The following is a 15,818-nucleotide window of genomic DNA, read 5'->3' as shown; positions in this document are numbered from 1 at the left end:
CTCCCGTCGTCGTCTACGGCATTTGGGTGTGCCGAGGGACGACGCTGGCCCTCCGCCAAGAAATTTTCGTGCAGGTTACATGATGGGATGCTTCTCGAGAAGCGGATAGTTCGTTCCAACATGCGGACACCAGGCACGAGGTGTGAAGTGAGGCAAGGGGGGATCAAACGACCACCCTGCCGCGGCGCGAAGCGGGCGACGCTGCCCACGGCGCTACGGCCTTATGCCCGTCGGTAAACGGATTGAAACCGTCGGGTAACGGCGTAATCTTGCGGCTCGCCGTATGGTAAATCAACCCACGGCCGTACCAAAGAGCGTGCCCAAGGCATATGTCACACCGGCCGCCGCGCCACCCAGCGCCAGCTGCCGCAGCCCGCTGAACCACCAGGTACGAGCGGTCACCCGCGCCACCACCGCACCGCACCCGAACAGCCCGATCAGCGCCAGCACCACGGCCGGCCACAGCACCGTCGCACCCAGCAGATACGGCAGCACCGGCAGCAGCGCGCCCAGCGCGAACGAGCCGAACGAGGACACCGCCGCGACCAGCGGCGACGGCAGATCGTCCGGGTCGATGCCCAGCTCCTCGCGGGCGTGTATCTCCAGCGCCTGCTCCGGGTCCTTCGACAGCTGCTCGGCCACCTGACGCGCCAGACGGGGCTCCACACCCCGCGACTCGTACAGCGCCGCCAGCTCCTCCAGCTCGTCCACGGGGTGCTTGCGCAGCTCGCGCCGCTCGACCTCCAGCTCGGCCTCCACCAGCTCACGCTGGGAGGCGACGGAGGTGTACTCCCCGGCCGCCATCGAGAACGCACCGGCGGCAAGACCCGCCAGGCCGGTGATCACGATCGTCTGGCGGTCCACGGCGCCGCCCGCGACACCGGTCATCAGCGCGAGGTTGGAGACAAGACCGTCCATGGCACCGAACACGGCCGGGCGCAGCCAGCCGCCGTTCACATCGCGGTGGGTGTGATTGTCGCGGTGCGCGATGTGCGGTGGTTCGGTGCTCGTGATGACAGACCCCATGACGGATGTAGCGCTCCCTTCGGGGGGTGCGGGCGCGGCCGCCCTCAACCCAACAGTTCGAAGGTACGCGCGAATTCCCCGCCGCCGCCAGCAAGGAAGGCCGAACTTACCTCGCTGACCTGCGGAAACGCTGAAGGCCGCCGAACCCTTGCGGTCCGGCGGCCTTCAGCGGCGCGTTACTACTTGGCCGGCTCAGCCGGTTCGGCCGGTTCGGCCTCCGGCTTGGACTCCGCCGCGGCCTCCCCCGCTTCTTTCGCCTCGGGCTCCGCCTCGCCACTGTCCTCACGGCCCGGCTCGCCGCCCTCGGCCTGCTCCGCCTCGGCCACCGCGGCGGGCTCCACGACCTCCTCCCGCCCGGGGGCCTTCTTCGCGGAGATCACGAAGTAGGCCACCGCCGCCAGGAAGACGACGATCGCCGTCCACTGGTTCAGCCGCATGCCCAGCACATGGTGGGCGGTGTCCACCCGCAGGGCCTCCCACCAGAAGCGGCCCACCGTGTACGCGGCGACATACAGCGCGAACGCCCGGCCGTGCCCGAGCTTGAACCGCCGGTCCGCCCAGATCACCAGCAGCGCCACACCCACACACCACAGCGACTCGTACAAAAACGTCGGGTGGTACGTACCGGCGACGCGGCCTATGGCGGGGTCCGCGTCGATCTTCAGCGCCCACGGCACATCGGTCTTCTTGCCGTACAGCTCCTGGTTGAACCAGTTGCCCCAACGGCCGATCGCCTGGGCGAAGGCGATCCCCGGCGCGACCGCGTCCGCCCACGCCGGGAGCGGGATCCCCCGGCGCCGGCAGCCGATCCAGGCGCCGAGGGCGCCCATCGCGATCGCACCCCAGATGCCGAGGCCGCCCTCCCAGATCTTGAAGGCGTCCACCCAGTCTCGACCGGCGGTGAAGTACAGCTCATAGTCGGTGATGACGTGGTACAGCCGACCGCCGACCAGGCCGAAGGGCACCGCCCACACGGCGATGTCGGCGACCGTGCCGACCCGGCCGCCCCGGGCGACCCAGCGTCGGCCGCCGAGCCAGACCGCCACGAAGACACCGATGATGATGCAGAAGGCATAGCCGCGCAGCGGGATCGGGCCGAGGTAGACCACACCGGACGACGGGCTGGGAATGTATGCGAGGTTCATGTCGGAGTCGACGCTACCGTGCCGGGCGGCGGATGCGGCAACCCACCCGGCGCAACGGCTGCATAACGAGCACGGCTAGCCCTTCTCTGTGACCATCCGCTTGAGCTTCCGCGGGCTGAGCGGTTTGTTCGGGTCGCCGTAGATCGGCTTCCCATCCAGCAGAACGGTCGGCGTCGAGCTGTAGCCCGAGCGGTTGAAGACGCCGTTGGACTTCCGCACCCACCCATCGTGGCGGCCGTCCTCCACACACCTGCGGAAGGTCTTGGTGTCCAGCCCCGGCACCTTGCCCGCCAGCTTGATCAGCTTCGCCTTGTCCGCGTACGAGTCCTTGGTCTCCGGCGGCTGGTTCTTGTAGAGCACATCGTGGTATGCGACATACTTCCCGGCGTCCTGTGCGCACGCCGCCGCATTCGCCGCGTACAGCGAGCCGGTGCCGCCCATGTTGCCGTCGATGATCGTCACCAGGTGGTAGCGGATCTTCATCCGCCCCTTGTCCTGCAGCTGGTGCACGGTCTTGCGGAAGACGTCCTCGAACTGCTTGCAGCCGGGGCAGCGGAAGTCCTCGTACACGGTCAGCGTCTTCTTCGCGCCCGCCTTCCCCGTCGGGATCATCGTGCCGGTCGCACCCTTGGGGGCGACCGCCCGGCTGCCGGACTTCCCCGAGTCCCCGCCGCTCTTGGAGGCGACCATCCCCACCCCGGCGGCCACCCCGAGCACGGCCACGACCGCCCCGGCCATCCCCAGGGCGCGCCTGCGCTTGGCGCGGGCCTGGTCCTTCTCTCGCTGTTCCCGCAGCCGCTCCCGGGCGCTGCGCTTCCCCACACGGTTTTTCTCGCTCACGCCCTCGACAACGAGGCGGAGGAGCCTTAGCTGGGCTCCTCCGCCCCGTATTCGCTCTAACGGGGGACGCGCACGCCCTCCGCCAGCTCACCCGCCAGTTCCCGGACGGCCGACAGACCGGTCTCCCGGTCCTCGGCGTCCATCAGCCGCCGTACGAACGCCGTCCCGACGATGACGCCGTCCGCGTACTCGGCCACCTCGGCGGCCTGCCCGGCATCGGACACCCCGAGCCCCACGCACACCGGCAGCGAGGTCGTCGCCCGGGTGCGCGCCACCAGCTCCCGCGCCCCCTGCCCCACCGATTCGCGGGTGCCGGTGACGCCCATGATCGAAGCCGCGTACACAAAGCCGCTGCCCGCCGCGGTGATCTTCGCCAGCCGCTCGTCGCCGCTGCTCGGCGCCACCACGAAGACCGTGGCGAGACCGTGCTGCTCGGCGGCCTTCCGCCACCCCTCCGACTCCTGGACCGGCAGATCGGGCAGGATGCAGCCCGCCCCGCCCGCCGCGGCCAGATCGGCGGCGAACCGCTCGACGCCGTACCGGTCCACCGGGTTCCAGTACGTCATGCACAGAACGGGCGCCCCGGTCCGCTCATGCACCTCACCAACCGTACGGATCACATCGCGAATGCGAACACCGCCCCGCAGCGCGATGTCGTCCGCGGTCTGGATGACCGGGCCGTCCAGCACCGGATCGCTGTACGGCAGGCCGACCTCGATCACATCGCAGCCGCCCTCGACCATCGCCGTCGCCGCCCGCACCGCGTCGTCGACGGTCGGATAACCGGCCGGCCAATAGCCGAGGAGCGCGGCGCGCCCCTCGTCCTTGGCCTTGGCCAGCACGGATTCCAGCAGCTCTGCGCTCATCACTTCTCTCCCTCGTAGAGCCCGAAATACCGCGCCGCCGTGTCCATGTCCTTGTCGCCACGGCCCGACAGATTGACCAGCACCAGCCCGTCGCTCCCCAGCTCACGCCCCAGCTCGAGCGCCCCCGCCAGGGCGTGCGCGCTCTCGATCGCCGGGATGATCCCCTCGGTGCGCGACAGCAACCGCAACGCCTGCATCGCGGCATCGTCGGTGACCGCCCGGTACTCGGCCCGCCCCGTGTCCTTCAGATACGCGTGCTCGGGGCCGACCCCCGGGTAGTCCAGACCGGCCGAGATCGAGTACGGCTCCAGGATCTGCCCGTCCTCGTCCTGCAGCACATACGACCGGGAACCGTGCAGAATGCCCGGCTCCCCCTCGGTCAGCGTGGCCGCGTGCTCCCCGGTCTCCACGCCGTGCCCGGCCGGCTCGAAGCCGACCAGCCGCACGGACTCGTCCGGCAGAAACGCGTGAAAAAGCCCAATGGCGTTGGAGCCGCCCCCGACACACGCCGCGACCGCGTCAGGCAGCCGCCCGACCCGCTCCAGGATCTGCCGCCGCGCCTCCACACCGATCACCCGGTGGAAGTCGCGCACCAGCGCCGGGAACGGGTGCGGGCCGGCGACGGTCCCGAAGAGATAGTGCGTACGGTCCACATGGGCCACCCAGTCGCGGAACGCCTCGTTGATCGCGTCCTTCAGCGTCCGGCTGCCCGTCTTCACGGCGATGACCTCGGCGCCCAGCATCCGCATGCGCGCGACATTCAGCGCCTGGCGCTCGGTGTCGATCTCACCCATGTAAACGACACACTCGAGCCCGAACAGGGCACACGCGGTGGCCGTGGCCACGCCGTGCTGCCCGGCGCCGGTCTCGGCGACCACCCGGGTCTTGCCCATGCGCTTGGCGAGCAGCGCCTGGCCCAGCACGTTGTTGATCTTGTGGGACCCGGTGTGGTTGAGGTCCTCGCGCTTCAGGAAGATCCGCGCGCCCCCCGCGTGCTCCGCGAACCGCGGCACCTCGGTCAGGGCGCTGGGCCGCCCCGTGTAGTTGACCAGCAGATCCTCGAGCTCGGCGGCGAACGCCGGGTCGGCCTTCGCCTTGTCGTACTCGGCGGCGACCTCCTCCACCGCGGCGACCAGCGCCTCGGGGATGAATGTGCCACCGAACGCGCCGAAATACCCCTCGGCGCTGGGGACCTGACCCTCCGGGTCCGGGACAAAGAAGTCAGACGGCATCTGACGTACTCCTCAGCCGGGGCGGACGCCCCACAACTCATAACGGACAAATGACCATGATGATCGCGCGCAGCGGCTCACCCGAAACGTCAAGATCGACAGGGATCACCGGCGGGAAGCCGCCGACGAGACGGGAGGGGGCGGGGGTGCAGGGGCGGCGCCCTGGACGCTTACGCATATGTGTGGCGCCAAGTTCCGAGCAACCCCACGTTTCGGGTCAACGGCGCCGTAAATATGCGGTCCAGGGTGACAGCCCCTTAAGGCTCCGCCCCCGGCACCACCCACGACCGCTCAGCGCACCCGCGCGACGCACACCACGCAGCGCTCAGCGCACCCCGCGCAACATGAGCACACGACGCCATCGACGCCCGTTGACCTGCCCAGGCTCGCACCCGATGTGGTACCGCACGCGCCGCCCCCGCACCCGCCTCGCGGGCGCACGGCAGCCACGGGGGCGGCACCCCCGGGCCAAGCGCGCGTACGTGTCCATGAGGGCGTCAGTCCCGCCCGTGCCGCAGTGCCGGGTGCGCGCCCGCCGCGACCAGGTCCGCGACCGCGCCCTTCGGGTCCCGGCCGGTGACCAGGGACTCGCCCACCAGCACGGCGTCCGCGCCGTCGTTCGCGTATGCGATCAGGTCGTGCGGGCCGCGCACACCCGACTCCGCGATCTTCACGATGTGGTCCGGGATCTCCGGCGCGACGCGCGCGAAGTTCCCGCGGTCCACCTCGAGCGTCTTCAGGTTCCGCGCGTTGATGCCGATCACCCGCGCCCCCGCGTCCACCGCTCGGGCGGCCTCTTCCTCGTCGTGCACCTCGACCAGCGGCGTCAGCCCGATCGACTGGGCGCGCTCGATGAGCGAGACCAGCGCTTCCTGGTCCAGCGCGGCGACGATGAGCAGCGCGAGATCGGCGCCGTACGCCCGTGCCTCCCACAGCTGGTACGAGGTGACGATGAAGTCCTTGCGCAGCACCGGGATGTCGACCTTCGCCCGAACGGCCTCCAGGTCGGCCAGCGACCCGCCGAACCGCCGCTGCTCCGTGAGCACGCTGATGACCGCCGCGCCGCCCGCCTCGTAGTCGGCGGCGAGCCCGGCCGGGTCGGCGATCGCGGCAAGCGCGCCCTTGGACGGGCTGGACCGCTTGACCTCGCAGATCACCTTGACGCTGTCGCCCTTGAGCGCGGCGACCCCGTCCTTGGCCTGGCGTGCCTTGGCGGCCCGCTCCTTGAGCTCGTCGAGGGTGACGCGCGCCTGCCGCTCCGCGAGGTCGGCACGGACTCCGTCGATGATCTCGTCGAGCACACTCACGCGAGCGGCCCCCTTCCAGACGGGGATGGAGCTTCTGATCACTACTGGCGCAGCGGCCTCCACTCGGAGGCGAGCACTTCACCAGGCACTGCGATGGTATCTGCCGGAGGACCGAGGTCTCGCATCCGGTTGACGCGGACCTGCGCCCTCGACCGTCCCAAGGCCGATACGGAACCTACGGGTACCCCATATGTTCAACGGTCACGGCGTGAGAAAACTTCCGAAGGGGAGGTTCCGGATAACGGTGAAGCCCAGAACCATCCCGCCGAGCACCCACCCGTGCACGGCCCGCAGCGGCACCACCGGGCCCACCGCCCCCGCCGGCACCGCCATCCGTCCTCGCGCGCACTCCACGCACCACCGCAGCCACACCACGGCGAAACCGAGGTAGCCGAGGACGGCGAGCGCATTGGCCCCGAGCGCGGTGAGCGGCTCCCCGTGGGCGACCGCGTACGCACTGCGCAGCCCGCCGCAGCCGGGGCAGTACACGCCGGTGAGCCTCAGCAGCGGGCAGGCGGGATAGTGGCCCGGCTCGTTCGGATTGACGAGCCCTACGAAGGCGAAGGCGGCCACGACCGCCGCGAGCGCGCCCACGGGTGCCGCCAGCCGACGCATGAGCCCGGTTCCACGGACCCAGCGGGACGCACAGGCCCCACGGGCCTCGGGGACGGCCGACGGCACGGATGTTTCCTCGGTCACATCGCCGAGTCTCCCCGCGGACACACGAAGGCGCAGCTCAGAGTCCGCGTACCCGCCCCCGTACGGCCGTACGCCCCGCCCCTCGCCGCGCCTTGAGGCAGATCAACTGATCAGACGGGTCGCGCGGGTCAGGCGGGTGAGGCGGATCGCCTCAGCGCCGCCCCCGGATCACTGCTGGGTCTGCGCCTGCGGCTGGGCCCGCTGCACCTGCGGCTGCCGCTTCGGCGTCTGCCCGAGACCGGCCGCGCGCATCGCCATGCCGACGACGCCACCGAGGGCCACCACGACCATGCCCGCCCAGAAGCCGACCGGGTTGGCCAGCACGACGAACGCACCGGAGACACAGAAGCCGATGAAGGCGATGGTGACGCCGGTCCAGGCGGCCGGGGTGTGTCCGTGGTTGTTACCCGCCATGAATACTCCTCGTTGCTCTACTGCCCGGGTTCCGGGCGCGCGGGGCGAACGCTCCCACGTCATTGTCCCCGACGCGCGAAGGCGCCTTGAGCGGGGGTGCGCTTAGGCCGGACCGGACCGCTCCGTCGGGTCCTCCCCGCGGTCGAGGGCCTTCCACAGCTCCTCGGGCCGCTCCGGATCCCCCGCACCCCCCGCGGACCCACCGCGCCGCGCACGGGCCGCTCCGCGGCTCTCCCCGCTGCCGCCCCCCGCGCGCTCGTACCGGCCGGACATGGCGGGCCAGTGGCGGCCGTAGCCCAGCGCGAGCACCCCGGCGAGCAGCAGCAGCAGCCCGCCCGCCATGGCGATCCAGGGCCACGGGGTGTACGCGACGTCGTGGATGGCGCTGTCGGCCAGGCCGGTCGCCTGGGACGCCTTCGCCTCGAGCGCCGCCTTGTCGGACGCGCCCAGCACCGAGCTGACCACGATCCCCGCCCCGCTGAGGGCCAGCAGCCCGGAGACGACCCAGCGCCCGAGGCGGTTGACGGCGAACACCGCGACGAGCGCGGCGAGGCCGACGACCGCCAGCGCTCCGGGCAGCCCGGTGATGTCGTCGCCGTTCGCATGCTGCGGCAGGGTGCCTTTGGCGACCGCGGCCGTGCCCTTGGCCCAGGTGCGGCTGGTGGCCAGCAGCACGAGCGCGGCGCCGAGCGCGCCGGACAGCAGGGCGACGCCGAGGCTGCGTCTGTGGCCGCGCGCGACTGAGTCGGTGGGCTCGTGGTGGGCCCGGGGCTGGGGTACTGCTGCTGCACTCACGCCTACCACTATCCCCCACGGGTCGGACAACCCCGCCCCGGGGATACAGGAACGCAGGAATACGGGGATACGGGGACACGGGACTGCGGCCCGGAGCGTCAGCCCCGCTCCAGCCGCCCCGCCGTGTGCACGGCCCGCAGCACCGCCGCCGCCTTGTTCCGGCACTCCGCGTCCTCCGCCGCCGGGTCGGAGTCGGCGACGATCCCCGCCCCGGCCTGGACGTACGCCGTCCCGTCCCGCAGCAGCGCCGTACGGATGGCGATGGCGGTGTCGGAGTCGCCGGCGAAGTCGAGATACCCGACGCATCCCCCGTACAGGCCGCGGCGGCTCGGCTCCAGCTCCTCGATGATCTGCATGGCGCGCGGCTTGGGGGCGCCGGAGAGGGTGCCCGCGGGGAAACAGGCGGTGAGCACGTCGAAGGCCGTACGGCCCCCGGCGAGCCGGCCGGTCACGGTGGAGACGATGTGCATGACGTGGCTGTAGCGCTCGATCTTCATGAAGTCGACGACCTCGACGCTGCCGGGCTCGCAGACCCGGCCGAGGTCGTTGCGCCCCAGGTCGACCAGCATGAGGTGCTCAGCGCGCTCCTTGGGGTCGGCGAGGAGCTCGTCCGCGAGGGCGGCGTCCTCCTGCGGGGTGGCGCCGCGGGGGCGCGTACCGGCGATCGGGTGCACCATCGCCCGCCCGCCCTCGACCTTGACCAGCGCCTCCGGGCTGGAGCCCACGACGTCGAACCCGTCGAAGCGGAAGAGGTACATATACGGGCTCGGGTTGGTGGCCCGCAGCACGCGGTAGACGTCCAGGGCGCTCGCCGCGCAGGGCGTCTCGAACCGCTGGGAGGGCACGACCTGGAAGGCCTCGCCCGCACGGATGCGCTCCTTGACGTCCTCCACGGCCGCCATGAAGTCCGGCCCGCCCCACAGGGCGGTGTACTCGGGGAGCTCGGAGGCCGGCAGGGCGGTGGGGTCCGTGGGGACGGGGCGGGCCAGGTCGGCGGCCATCGCGTCGAGCCGCGCCACGGCGTCCGCGTACGCCTCGTCGACGCCCGTGTCGAGGTCGTTGTGGTTGATCGCGTTGGCGATCAGCAGGACGGTGCCGTCCCAGTGGTCGAGCACGGCGAGATCCGAGGTGAGCAGCATGGTCAGCTCCGGCAGCCGCAGATCGTCCCGGCCGCTCTCGCCGATCTTCTCCAGACGGCGCACGATGTCGTAGCCGAGGTAGCCGACCATGCCACCGGTGAAGGGCGGCAGATGCACCAGTCCCGCGAGGTCGCGGGGGGTGTGCAGGGTCTCGATGGTCGCGCGCAGCGCCCGCAGCGGGTCGCCCTCGGTGGGCACGCCGACGGGCGGGGTGCCCAGCCAGTGCGCATGGCCGTCACGCTCGGTGAGGGTGGCGGCGCTGCGTACGCCGACGAAGGAGTAGCGGGACCAGGACCGGCCGTTCTCGGCGGACTCCAGGAGGAAGGTGCCGGGGCGCTCGGCGGCGAGCTTGCGGTACAGCCCGACCGGGGTGTCGCCGTCGGCGAGCAGCCGCCGGCTGACGGGGATGACGCGGCGGTCGACCGCCAGCTTGCGGAACGTCTCGAGATCCATCGTGTGCACACCCTGGGTCATGGCCGGCGAGCCTACTGGCCGAGCGGCAGGACGTCGGAATCGAAGCAGGTGCGGTCGCCGGTGTGGCAGGCCGCGCCGACCTGGTCGACCTTGACCAGGATGGTGTCGGCGTCGCAGTCGAGGGCGACGGACTTGACCAGCTGTACGTGCCCGGAGGTGTCGCCCTTGGCCCAGTACTCCTGGCGGCTGCGGCTCCAGTAGGTGCACCGGCCGGTGGTGAGCGTGCGGTGCAGCGCCTCGTCGTCCATCCAGCCGAGCATCAGCACCTCACCGGTGTCGTACTGCTGGGCGATGGCGGGGACAAGGCCGTCGGCGTTGCGCTTGAGGCGGACGGCGAGGGCCGGGTCGAGGGCGGAGGGGCGATCGGAGCCGGTCATGCGACCATTCTGCACTCCCCGGGACCGCGAGGTGATTCCGCGCTCCCCGGGGCCGGGACCGGGGCCGCCGCGGAGCCCGATGGCTCGGTTGTCGGTGGGATGGGGCATGCTTCGGGCATGACGTTTCCGCCGTCGCCGAACGACTCCAACCGGCCTGGAATCGGCGGGGGGTTCGGGCCGCCGCCGGAGCAAGGTTTCGGACCGCCGCCTCAGCAGGGCCAGGAGCAGGGCTTCGGGCCGCCTCCGGAGCAGGGCTTCGGGCCGCCCGCGCAGCCCGGCCCGCCCGCGCCGCAGGGCCAGCTGCCGCCGTCGGGCGGCTTCGGACCGCCCACCGGCGCACTGCCTCCCGGCGCACTGCCTCCCGGCGCGCTCCCGCCCGGCGCCTTTCCCTCCGGTCACCTGCCGCCCCCGCCACCGCCGCGCCCCGGCTCGGGCGGGGCCAAGGTCGCGGCGATCGCCATCGCCGCGGTGGTGGCGGGCGCGCTGGTCATCGGCGGAATCCTCATCGGCACGCGCGACGACGGCGGCAAGAGCGAGGCCTCCGGCGACGAGACGGCACACGCGTCGGCCGACGCGAAGTCGTCGGGCTCCCCCTCGGCCTCCGCGTCGGCGGCGGCGGAGTCCGGGTCTCCTTCCGACGGAGCGTCCGACTCGGCGGACCCCGGGCAGGGCGCGCCGCTGGGTGGCGGCAGCGACGTCCCCGACGGCGGTACGACCCCCTCGGCCTCCGAGTCCGGGGACCCCGGCGACCTGGTGCCGTATGTGGTGCTCAAGCCCGGCGAGTGCTTCGACCACCCCTCGCTCGACAGCAGCGTGACGAAGGTCGAGAAGCGGGGGTGCAACGGTCCGCACGACGGTGAGGTGGTCGCCAACGAGACGCTGACCGGGGACTTCTCCACCGAGAAGGCCATTCAGGACAAGGCGCTCACGCTGTGCGAGACGGACGCCAAGAAGCGGCTGAAGTCCATACCGAACGACGGCCGACTGTATTACTACTACGCCCTCTACCCGGCACTGGGCACCTACCGGATCCGGGGCGAGGATCAGGTCTCCTGCGCCCTGACGCTCAGCTCGGGCCCGAACGGCAAGAAGCTGAGCAAGCCGCTTCCGGGGTGACGGGGCCTCATCCGGGCCGCCCCCGGCCGCGTGGTGGTCGGGGTGGCCCGGCGCGCGCCGGTGGCGGGGGCCGGACGGCGGTCGTAGGGTGGGCGGTATGTCCACTCACGCGAGGCGCGAACGGCTGCTTCTGGCCGACCTGTTGGAGACCGCCGGCTCCGAGGCCCCGACGCTGTGCGAGGGCTGGACCACCCATGACCTGGCCGCCCATCTGGTGGTCCGTGAGCGCCGCGCGGACGCGGCCGCCGGCCTGCTGCTCAAGCCGCTGGCCGGGCGGCTGGAGCGGGTCCAGGCCGAGTTCGCCGCGAAGCCGTACGCGGAGCTGATCCAGCTCTTCCGTGAGGGCCCGCCGCGGATGTCGCCGTTCGCCGTCAAGCAGGTGGACGAGGCGGCCAACACCATCGAGTTCTACGTCCACGCCGAGGACATCCGCCGGGCCCAACCGGACTGGCAGCCGCGCGAGATCGACCCGGTCTTCGCCGACGCGCTGTGGTCCCGGATCGAGCGGATCGCCAAGGCGGTCGGCCGCAAGTCCCCGGTCGGTCTGGTGCTGCGCCGCCCGGACGGCCGTACGGTGGTGGCGCACCGCGGCACCCCGGTGGTCACGGCCACCGCGGACCCGGGCGAGCTGGCGGTCTTCCTGTTCGGCCGCCAGGACGCCGCCCGGGTCGAGTTGGAGGGCGACAAGGAGGCGGTGGCCACGCTCCACACCGCCAAGCTCGGGATCTAGCTCGGCATCTGGCTCAGCGTCCGGCAGAGCGTCAGCACACCGCCTCCCTCACCTCACCACCCTCCCCTCACCACCCTCACCTCACCACCCTCACCTCACCGCCCCTACCTGACGGCGGTCACCGCGCCCGGTTCACCGCGGCCAGGACGGCGTGCACCGAGGCGGTGAGCACGGAGGTGTCCTGACCCGCGCCCCACCGGGTGGTTCCGCCGACGCGGCATTCGACGTAGGCCATGGCGGGGCTGCCGGGCCCGGCGGCGGTCGCGTGCTCGGCGAAGTGGAGGATGTCCACGGCGATCCCGGCGCCGGCCAGGGCGTCGGCGAAGGCGGACAGCGGGCCGTTGCCCGTGCCCTCGTACGCACGCTTGTCGTCGCCCGTGTGCAGCTCGCAGACGAAGCGGTGCCGACCGGGGCGGGTCTCCTCGGTGGTCCACGACGCGAGGGTGACCGGGCCGTCGTGGCCGGGGGCGAGATACGACGCGCGGAACAGCTCCCACAGGTCCTTCGCCGCGGCCTCCCGGCCGCTGTCGTCGGTGGCGGCCTGCACGACGCGGGAGAAGTCGGCGCGCAGCCGCTTCGGCAGGTCCAGGCCGTAGTGCGCCTGGAGCAGGTGGGCGATGCCGCCCTTGCCTGACTGGCTGTTGACGCGGATGACCGCCTCGTAGGTGCGTCCCACGTCGGCCGGGTCGATCGGCAGATACGGCACCGCCCACGGCGCCTGCCCCTCGGGTACTCCGGACTCGGCGGCCTGCCGGGCGTGCCGGGCCAGCCCCTTGCTGATGGCGTCCTGGTGGGTGCCGGAGAAGGCCGTGTAGACCAGCTCGCCGCCGTAGGGGTGGCGGGGGTGGACCGGCAGCCGGTTGCAGTGCTCGACGGTGTCGCGGATCGCGTCGATGTCGGAGAAGTCGATCATCGGGTCCACGCCCTGGGCGTAGAGGTTCAGGGCGAGCGTGACCAGGTCGACATTGCCCGTTCGCTCGCCGTTGCCGAACAGACAGCCCTCGACGCGCTGGGCGCCCGCCAGGACGGCCAGCTCCGCGCAGGCGACCCCGGTGCCCCGGTCGTTGTGCGGGTGCACGGAGAGGATGACGTCCGAGCGCCGCTCCAGGTGGCGGTGCATGTACTCGATCTGGTCGGCGTACACATTGGGGGTGGCGCACTCGACCGTGGCGGGCAGGTTGTGGATCACCGGCCGCTCGGGGCAGGCGTCCCACAGCGCGGTGAGGCCGTTGCAGACCTCCAGTACGAAGTCGGGCTCGGTGAGATTGAAGACCTCCGGGGAGAACTGGAACCGGATGTCCTCGGGGCGCGCCTCGGCGAGCCGGGCCAGGTGCCCGGCGGCGTCCCGGATCATCCCGTACACCTCGGCGCGGCCGCGGCCGAGCACCACCTCGCGCCAGACGGGGGCGGTGGCGGTGTACAGGTGCACCACCGAGCGGGGCAGGCCCTCGATGGCGGCGAACGTCCGCTCGATCAGATCGCGGCGGGCCGGGGTGAAGACCACCACGGTCACATCCGCGGGGACCGCGTCGCTCTCCGCGAGGTGGCGTACGAAGTCGAAGTCGGTCTGGCTCGCGGAGGGATAGCCGACCTCGATCTCCTTGAAGCCCATGGCGACCAGGAGGTCGAACATCCGGCGCTTGCGCGGGGTGTCCATCGGCTCGGCCAGGGCCTGGTTGCCGTCGCGCAGATCCACCGGCACCCACAGCGGCGCCCGCTCGATCCGGCGGGCCGGCCAGGCGCGGTCGTCGGTCAGCGGCACCGCGACCCGGTCGTAGACGGACCGGTAGCGGTGGTACGGCATGGCGCTGGGGCGCTGCGGGTTCCAGGAGGGTTCGTCGTACTGAACAGCCATGAGGCCGGGATTTCCTTCACTCGATCGGAGACGACCGGCAAACACGGCACCCCGCGGCGGGGTGCCGGTCCGGTCAGGCCCCGCCGCGGCAGCCGAGAAGAAGGAGTCCGCGCAGCGACATGCGAGCTAGACTAGCCACAGGTCAGCTCCTCAGACAAGCTGAGAACCTGAGGAGCTATGAGCCTTCTCAAACGAACGAGATTGACGCTCCCCGAAAGGTGAACCGGATGCCGCTGGGCGCCCTCCGCCCCACTCCCCTGATCGAACAGGCGGCCGCGCGGCTGCGCGAGGAGATCACCGCAGGCCACTGGCCGGTCGGCACCAGGCTCCCCGGGGAGACCACCCTGGCCAAGACCCTGGGCGTGGGCCGCTCCACCGTGCGCGAGGCGGTCCGCGTCCTGGCCGGAGCGGGGCTGGTGCAGGCCCGCCAGGGCTCCGGCGTCTTCGTCATCGCCACCGAACCCGCCGAGGACTGGCCCGCCCGGCTCCGCCGCGCGGCCGTCACCGACGTCTTCGAAGTGCGCATGCTGGTCGAGGTCCAGGCCGCCCGCCTGGCCGCGCTGCGCCGCACCGACGCCGACCTCACCACCCTGAACGCGGCCCTGGACGCCCGGAGCGCCGCCGCCGCGGGCGACGACGCCGCGTTCGTCGACGCGGACATCGCGCTGCACACGGCGGTGGTCGGCGCCGCGCACAACCCCGTGCTCATCGACCTTTACGCCGAGTTCGCTCCCCGGCTGCGGCAGGCCCTGATCGACCTGGTGGACCTGCTCGCCCTGCGCACCGGGGCGACCGGGACGCCGAACCCGGGCGACGAGGCCCACACCGCCCTGGTCCGGGCCGTCGAGCGCGGCGACGCGGATACGGCGGGCCGTGTGCTCCAGGCCGAGCTGGAGCAGACCCTGACCCGCCTGCGCGACGGCGACGGCCGCCGCGGCTCGACGGCCGCCCCGGCGGCCGAGTGACACGGCGGCGGGGCCGAACACGGCGGCGTGGCGGCTTCAATCGTCGAGCGAGATCGCGCCCTTGGCCCGCTCGACCGACTCCTCGGAGGCCGGTCCGCCGGGATTCTCCGTGGCCAGCGCCTGGTTGCGCGCGACGAACGGCCGCATACGCCGCTCGTAGTCATCGAACGCCGCGCGGTGGTCACCCTCCGCCCGGCCCAGCGCTTCGGCCAGCACATAGGCGCCCATTGCGGGCGAACCGCCGGATCGATCAGCAATCGAACCCCGCTGACGAATTGAGGCTGACTTTGCCCGGCCGCAGCCGGAGTGATGTCATCCGATTCAGCTAGCATGCGTTTTTGTTCGCGATGTGGTGCGGCGGGCCAAGGGACGGACGGCCGCGGCACCGAACGCGCTGATGCTCCTTTCGGGAGGTAACGGGGAAATGTCGTTCGACAGCGAGTGGTCTCAGCTCAAGGCCGACGCGGTCGGGCAGCAGAGCGCCCGAACGCGGCTCAACCAGCTTGCCGCCGCCGGCGGTGGCGGCGGGGACGAGGACGGCGGCAAGACCTCCGATCTCATCGTTCACCAGGACGACTTGGGCGCCGTGGGGCACGAGGCCTTCGTCCTGCACGGGAAGCTGCAGAAGACGGCCGACATCGCCGGAGCCGGGGCGGGCAAGGACGGCGTGGGGTCGTCCATGCAGTCGGCCAAGGCGCTGAGCGACCACAACCTCACCATGGGCGATGAGCTGAGCATCACGGTGTCCGTCTGGACTTCCCAGGTGAACACCATGCTGCAGATGTGCGCCCATATCTCCAATCACCTGGACTACTCGAAGAAGAGTCACGCGAAAGAC

General features: G+C 71.7%; 18 protein-coding genes. 4 read left to right on the top strand and 14 right to left on the bottom strand.

The window, feature by feature from the left end:
• Positions 1-291: 291 nt before the first annotated feature.
• The 12 genes from PV419_RS36015 to hisI all read right to left on the bottom strand — a co-directional run bounded on the left by PV419_RS36015 (position 292) and on the right by hisI (position 10,314).
• Positions 292-1,026, bottom strand: a complete 735-nt coding sequence (locus PV419_RS36015; RefSeq protein WP_319696183.1) for a VIT1/CCC1 transporter family protein — start codon at positions 1,024-1,026, stop codon at positions 292-294.
• Positions 1,027-1,205: 179 nt separating this feature from the next.
• A complete protein-coding gene (lgt, locus tag PV419_RS36010) occupies positions 1,206-2,171 on the bottom strand; it encodes a prolipoprotein diacylglyceryl transferase (protein WP_319696182.1) in 966 nt (321 codons plus the stop codon).
• 75 nt (positions 2,172-2,246) lie between these two features.
• Positions 2,247-3,011 (bottom strand): DsbA family protein, encoded by a 765-nt coding sequence (locus PV419_RS36005; protein WP_319696181.1) that lies wholly within the window; start codon positions 3,009-3,011, stop codon positions 2,247-2,249.
• A 56-nt stretch (positions 3,012-3,067) separates the two neighbouring features.
• Positions 3,068-3,877 (bottom strand): tryptophan synthase subunit alpha, encoded by an 810-nt coding sequence (trpA, locus tag PV419_RS36000; protein WP_319696179.1) that lies wholly within the window; start codon positions 3,875-3,877, stop codon positions 3,068-3,070.
• Positions 3,877-5,109: a tryptophan synthase subunit beta gene (gene trpB, locus PV419_RS35995; RefSeq protein ID WP_319696177.1), complete on the bottom strand. Its 1,233-nt coding sequence runs from the start codon at positions 5,107-5,109 to the stop codon at positions 3,877-3,879. The genes trpA and trpB overlap by 1 nt, the downstream gene beginning before the upstream one ends.
• A 325-nt stretch (positions 5,110-5,434) precedes the next feature.
• Entirely contained in the window at positions 5,435-5,599 is a 165-nt protein-coding gene (gene trpM / locus PV419_RS53505; RefSeq protein WP_415925451.1) for a tryptophan biosynthesis modulator TrpM, read from the bottom strand.
• A gap of 7 nt (positions 5,600-5,606) precedes the next feature.
• Positions 5,607-6,416 carry an indole-3-glycerol phosphate synthase TrpC gene (gene trpC / locus PV419_RS35990; protein ID WP_319696175.1) on the bottom strand — a complete coding sequence of 270 codons (810 nt, stop codon included), beginning with the start codon at positions 6,414-6,416 and terminating at the stop codon, positions 5,607-5,609.
• A gap of 201 nt (positions 6,417-6,617) precedes the next feature.
• On the bottom strand, positions 6,618-7,031 hold the full coding sequence (locus tag PV419_RS35985; RefSeq protein ID WP_319696375.1) for a DUF2752 domain-containing protein: 414 nt from the start codon (positions 7,029-7,031) through the stop codon (positions 6,618-6,620).
• 252 nt (positions 7,032-7,283) lie between these two features.
• Positions 7,284-7,529, bottom strand: a complete 246-nt coding sequence (locus tag PV419_RS35980; protein ID WP_319696174.1) for an HGxxPAAW family protein — start codon at positions 7,527-7,529, stop codon at positions 7,284-7,286.
• Between the two features lie 102 nt (positions 7,530-7,631).
• Positions 7,632-8,324, bottom strand: coding sequence for a TIGR02234 family membrane protein (locus tag PV419_RS35975; RefSeq protein WP_319696172.1), 693 nt, complete (start codon positions 8,322-8,324; stop codon positions 7,632-7,634).
• 98 nt (positions 8,325-8,422) lie between these two features.
• Positions 8,423-9,937 (bottom strand): anthranilate synthase component I, encoded by a 1,515-nt coding sequence (locus PV419_RS35970; RefSeq protein ID WP_319696171.1) that lies wholly within the window; start codon positions 9,935-9,937, stop codon positions 8,423-8,425.
• Between the two features lie 11 nt (positions 9,938-9,948).
• Positions 9,949-10,314: a phosphoribosyl-AMP cyclohydrolase gene (gene hisI / locus PV419_RS35965; RefSeq protein ID WP_319696169.1), complete on the bottom strand. Its 366-nt coding sequence runs from the start codon at positions 10,312-10,314 to the stop codon at positions 9,949-9,951.
• Positions 10,315-10,431: 117 nt separating this feature from the next.
• On the opposite strand from hisI, the gene PV419_RS35960 reads away from it, so the two are divergent.
• Positions 10,432-11,430, top strand: a complete 999-nt coding sequence (locus PV419_RS35960) for a hypothetical protein (RefSeq protein ID WP_319696168.1) — start codon at positions 10,432-10,434, stop codon at positions 11,428-11,430.
• Positions 11,431-11,527: 97 nt separating this feature from the next.
• Positions 11,528-12,160, top strand: coding sequence for a TIGR03085 family metal-binding protein (locus PV419_RS35955; protein ID WP_319696166.1), 633 nt, complete (start codon positions 11,528-11,530; stop codon positions 12,158-12,160).
• A 118-nt stretch (positions 12,161-12,278) separates the two neighbouring features.
• On the opposite strand, the gene leuA is transcribed toward PV419_RS35955, so the two are convergent.
• On the bottom strand, positions 12,279-14,015 hold the full coding sequence (gene leuA, locus PV419_RS35950; protein ID WP_319696165.1) for a 2-isopropylmalate synthase: 1,737 nt from the start codon (positions 14,013-14,015) through the stop codon (positions 12,279-12,281).
• Positions 14,016-14,242: 227 nt separating this feature from the next.
• Here leuA and PV419_RS35945 point away from each other — a divergent pair, with 227 nt between their 5' ends.
• Complete coding sequence (locus tag PV419_RS35945; protein ID WP_319696163.1) at positions 14,243-14,980, top strand: FadR/GntR family transcriptional regulator; 738 nt, start codon at positions 14,243-14,245, stop codon at positions 14,978-14,980.
• Between the two features lie 36 nt (positions 14,981-15,016).
• Here PV419_RS35945 and PV419_RS35940 read toward each other — a convergent pair whose 3' ends face one another.
• Positions 15,017-15,208 carry a hypothetical protein gene (locus tag PV419_RS35940; RefSeq protein WP_319696161.1) on the bottom strand — a complete coding sequence of 64 codons (192 nt, stop codon included), beginning with the start codon at positions 15,206-15,208 and terminating at the stop codon, positions 15,017-15,019.
• A gap of 196 nt (positions 15,209-15,404) precedes the next feature.
• Between PV419_RS35940 and PV419_RS35935 the strand changes: the two genes are divergently transcribed.
• On the top strand, positions 15,405-15,818 hold a 414-nt coding region (locus PV419_RS35935; RefSeq protein WP_319696159.1), incomplete at its 3' end, for a hypothetical protein.

Source organism: Streptomyces sp. ME19-01-6 (assembly GCF_033793745.1).
Taxonomy (GTDB): Bacteria; Actinomycetota; Actinomycetes; order Streptomycetales; family Streptomycetaceae; genus Streptomyces.
Note: the sequence above shows the minus strand (reverse complement) of the source record. Positions and strands in the feature narration are given on the sequence as shown.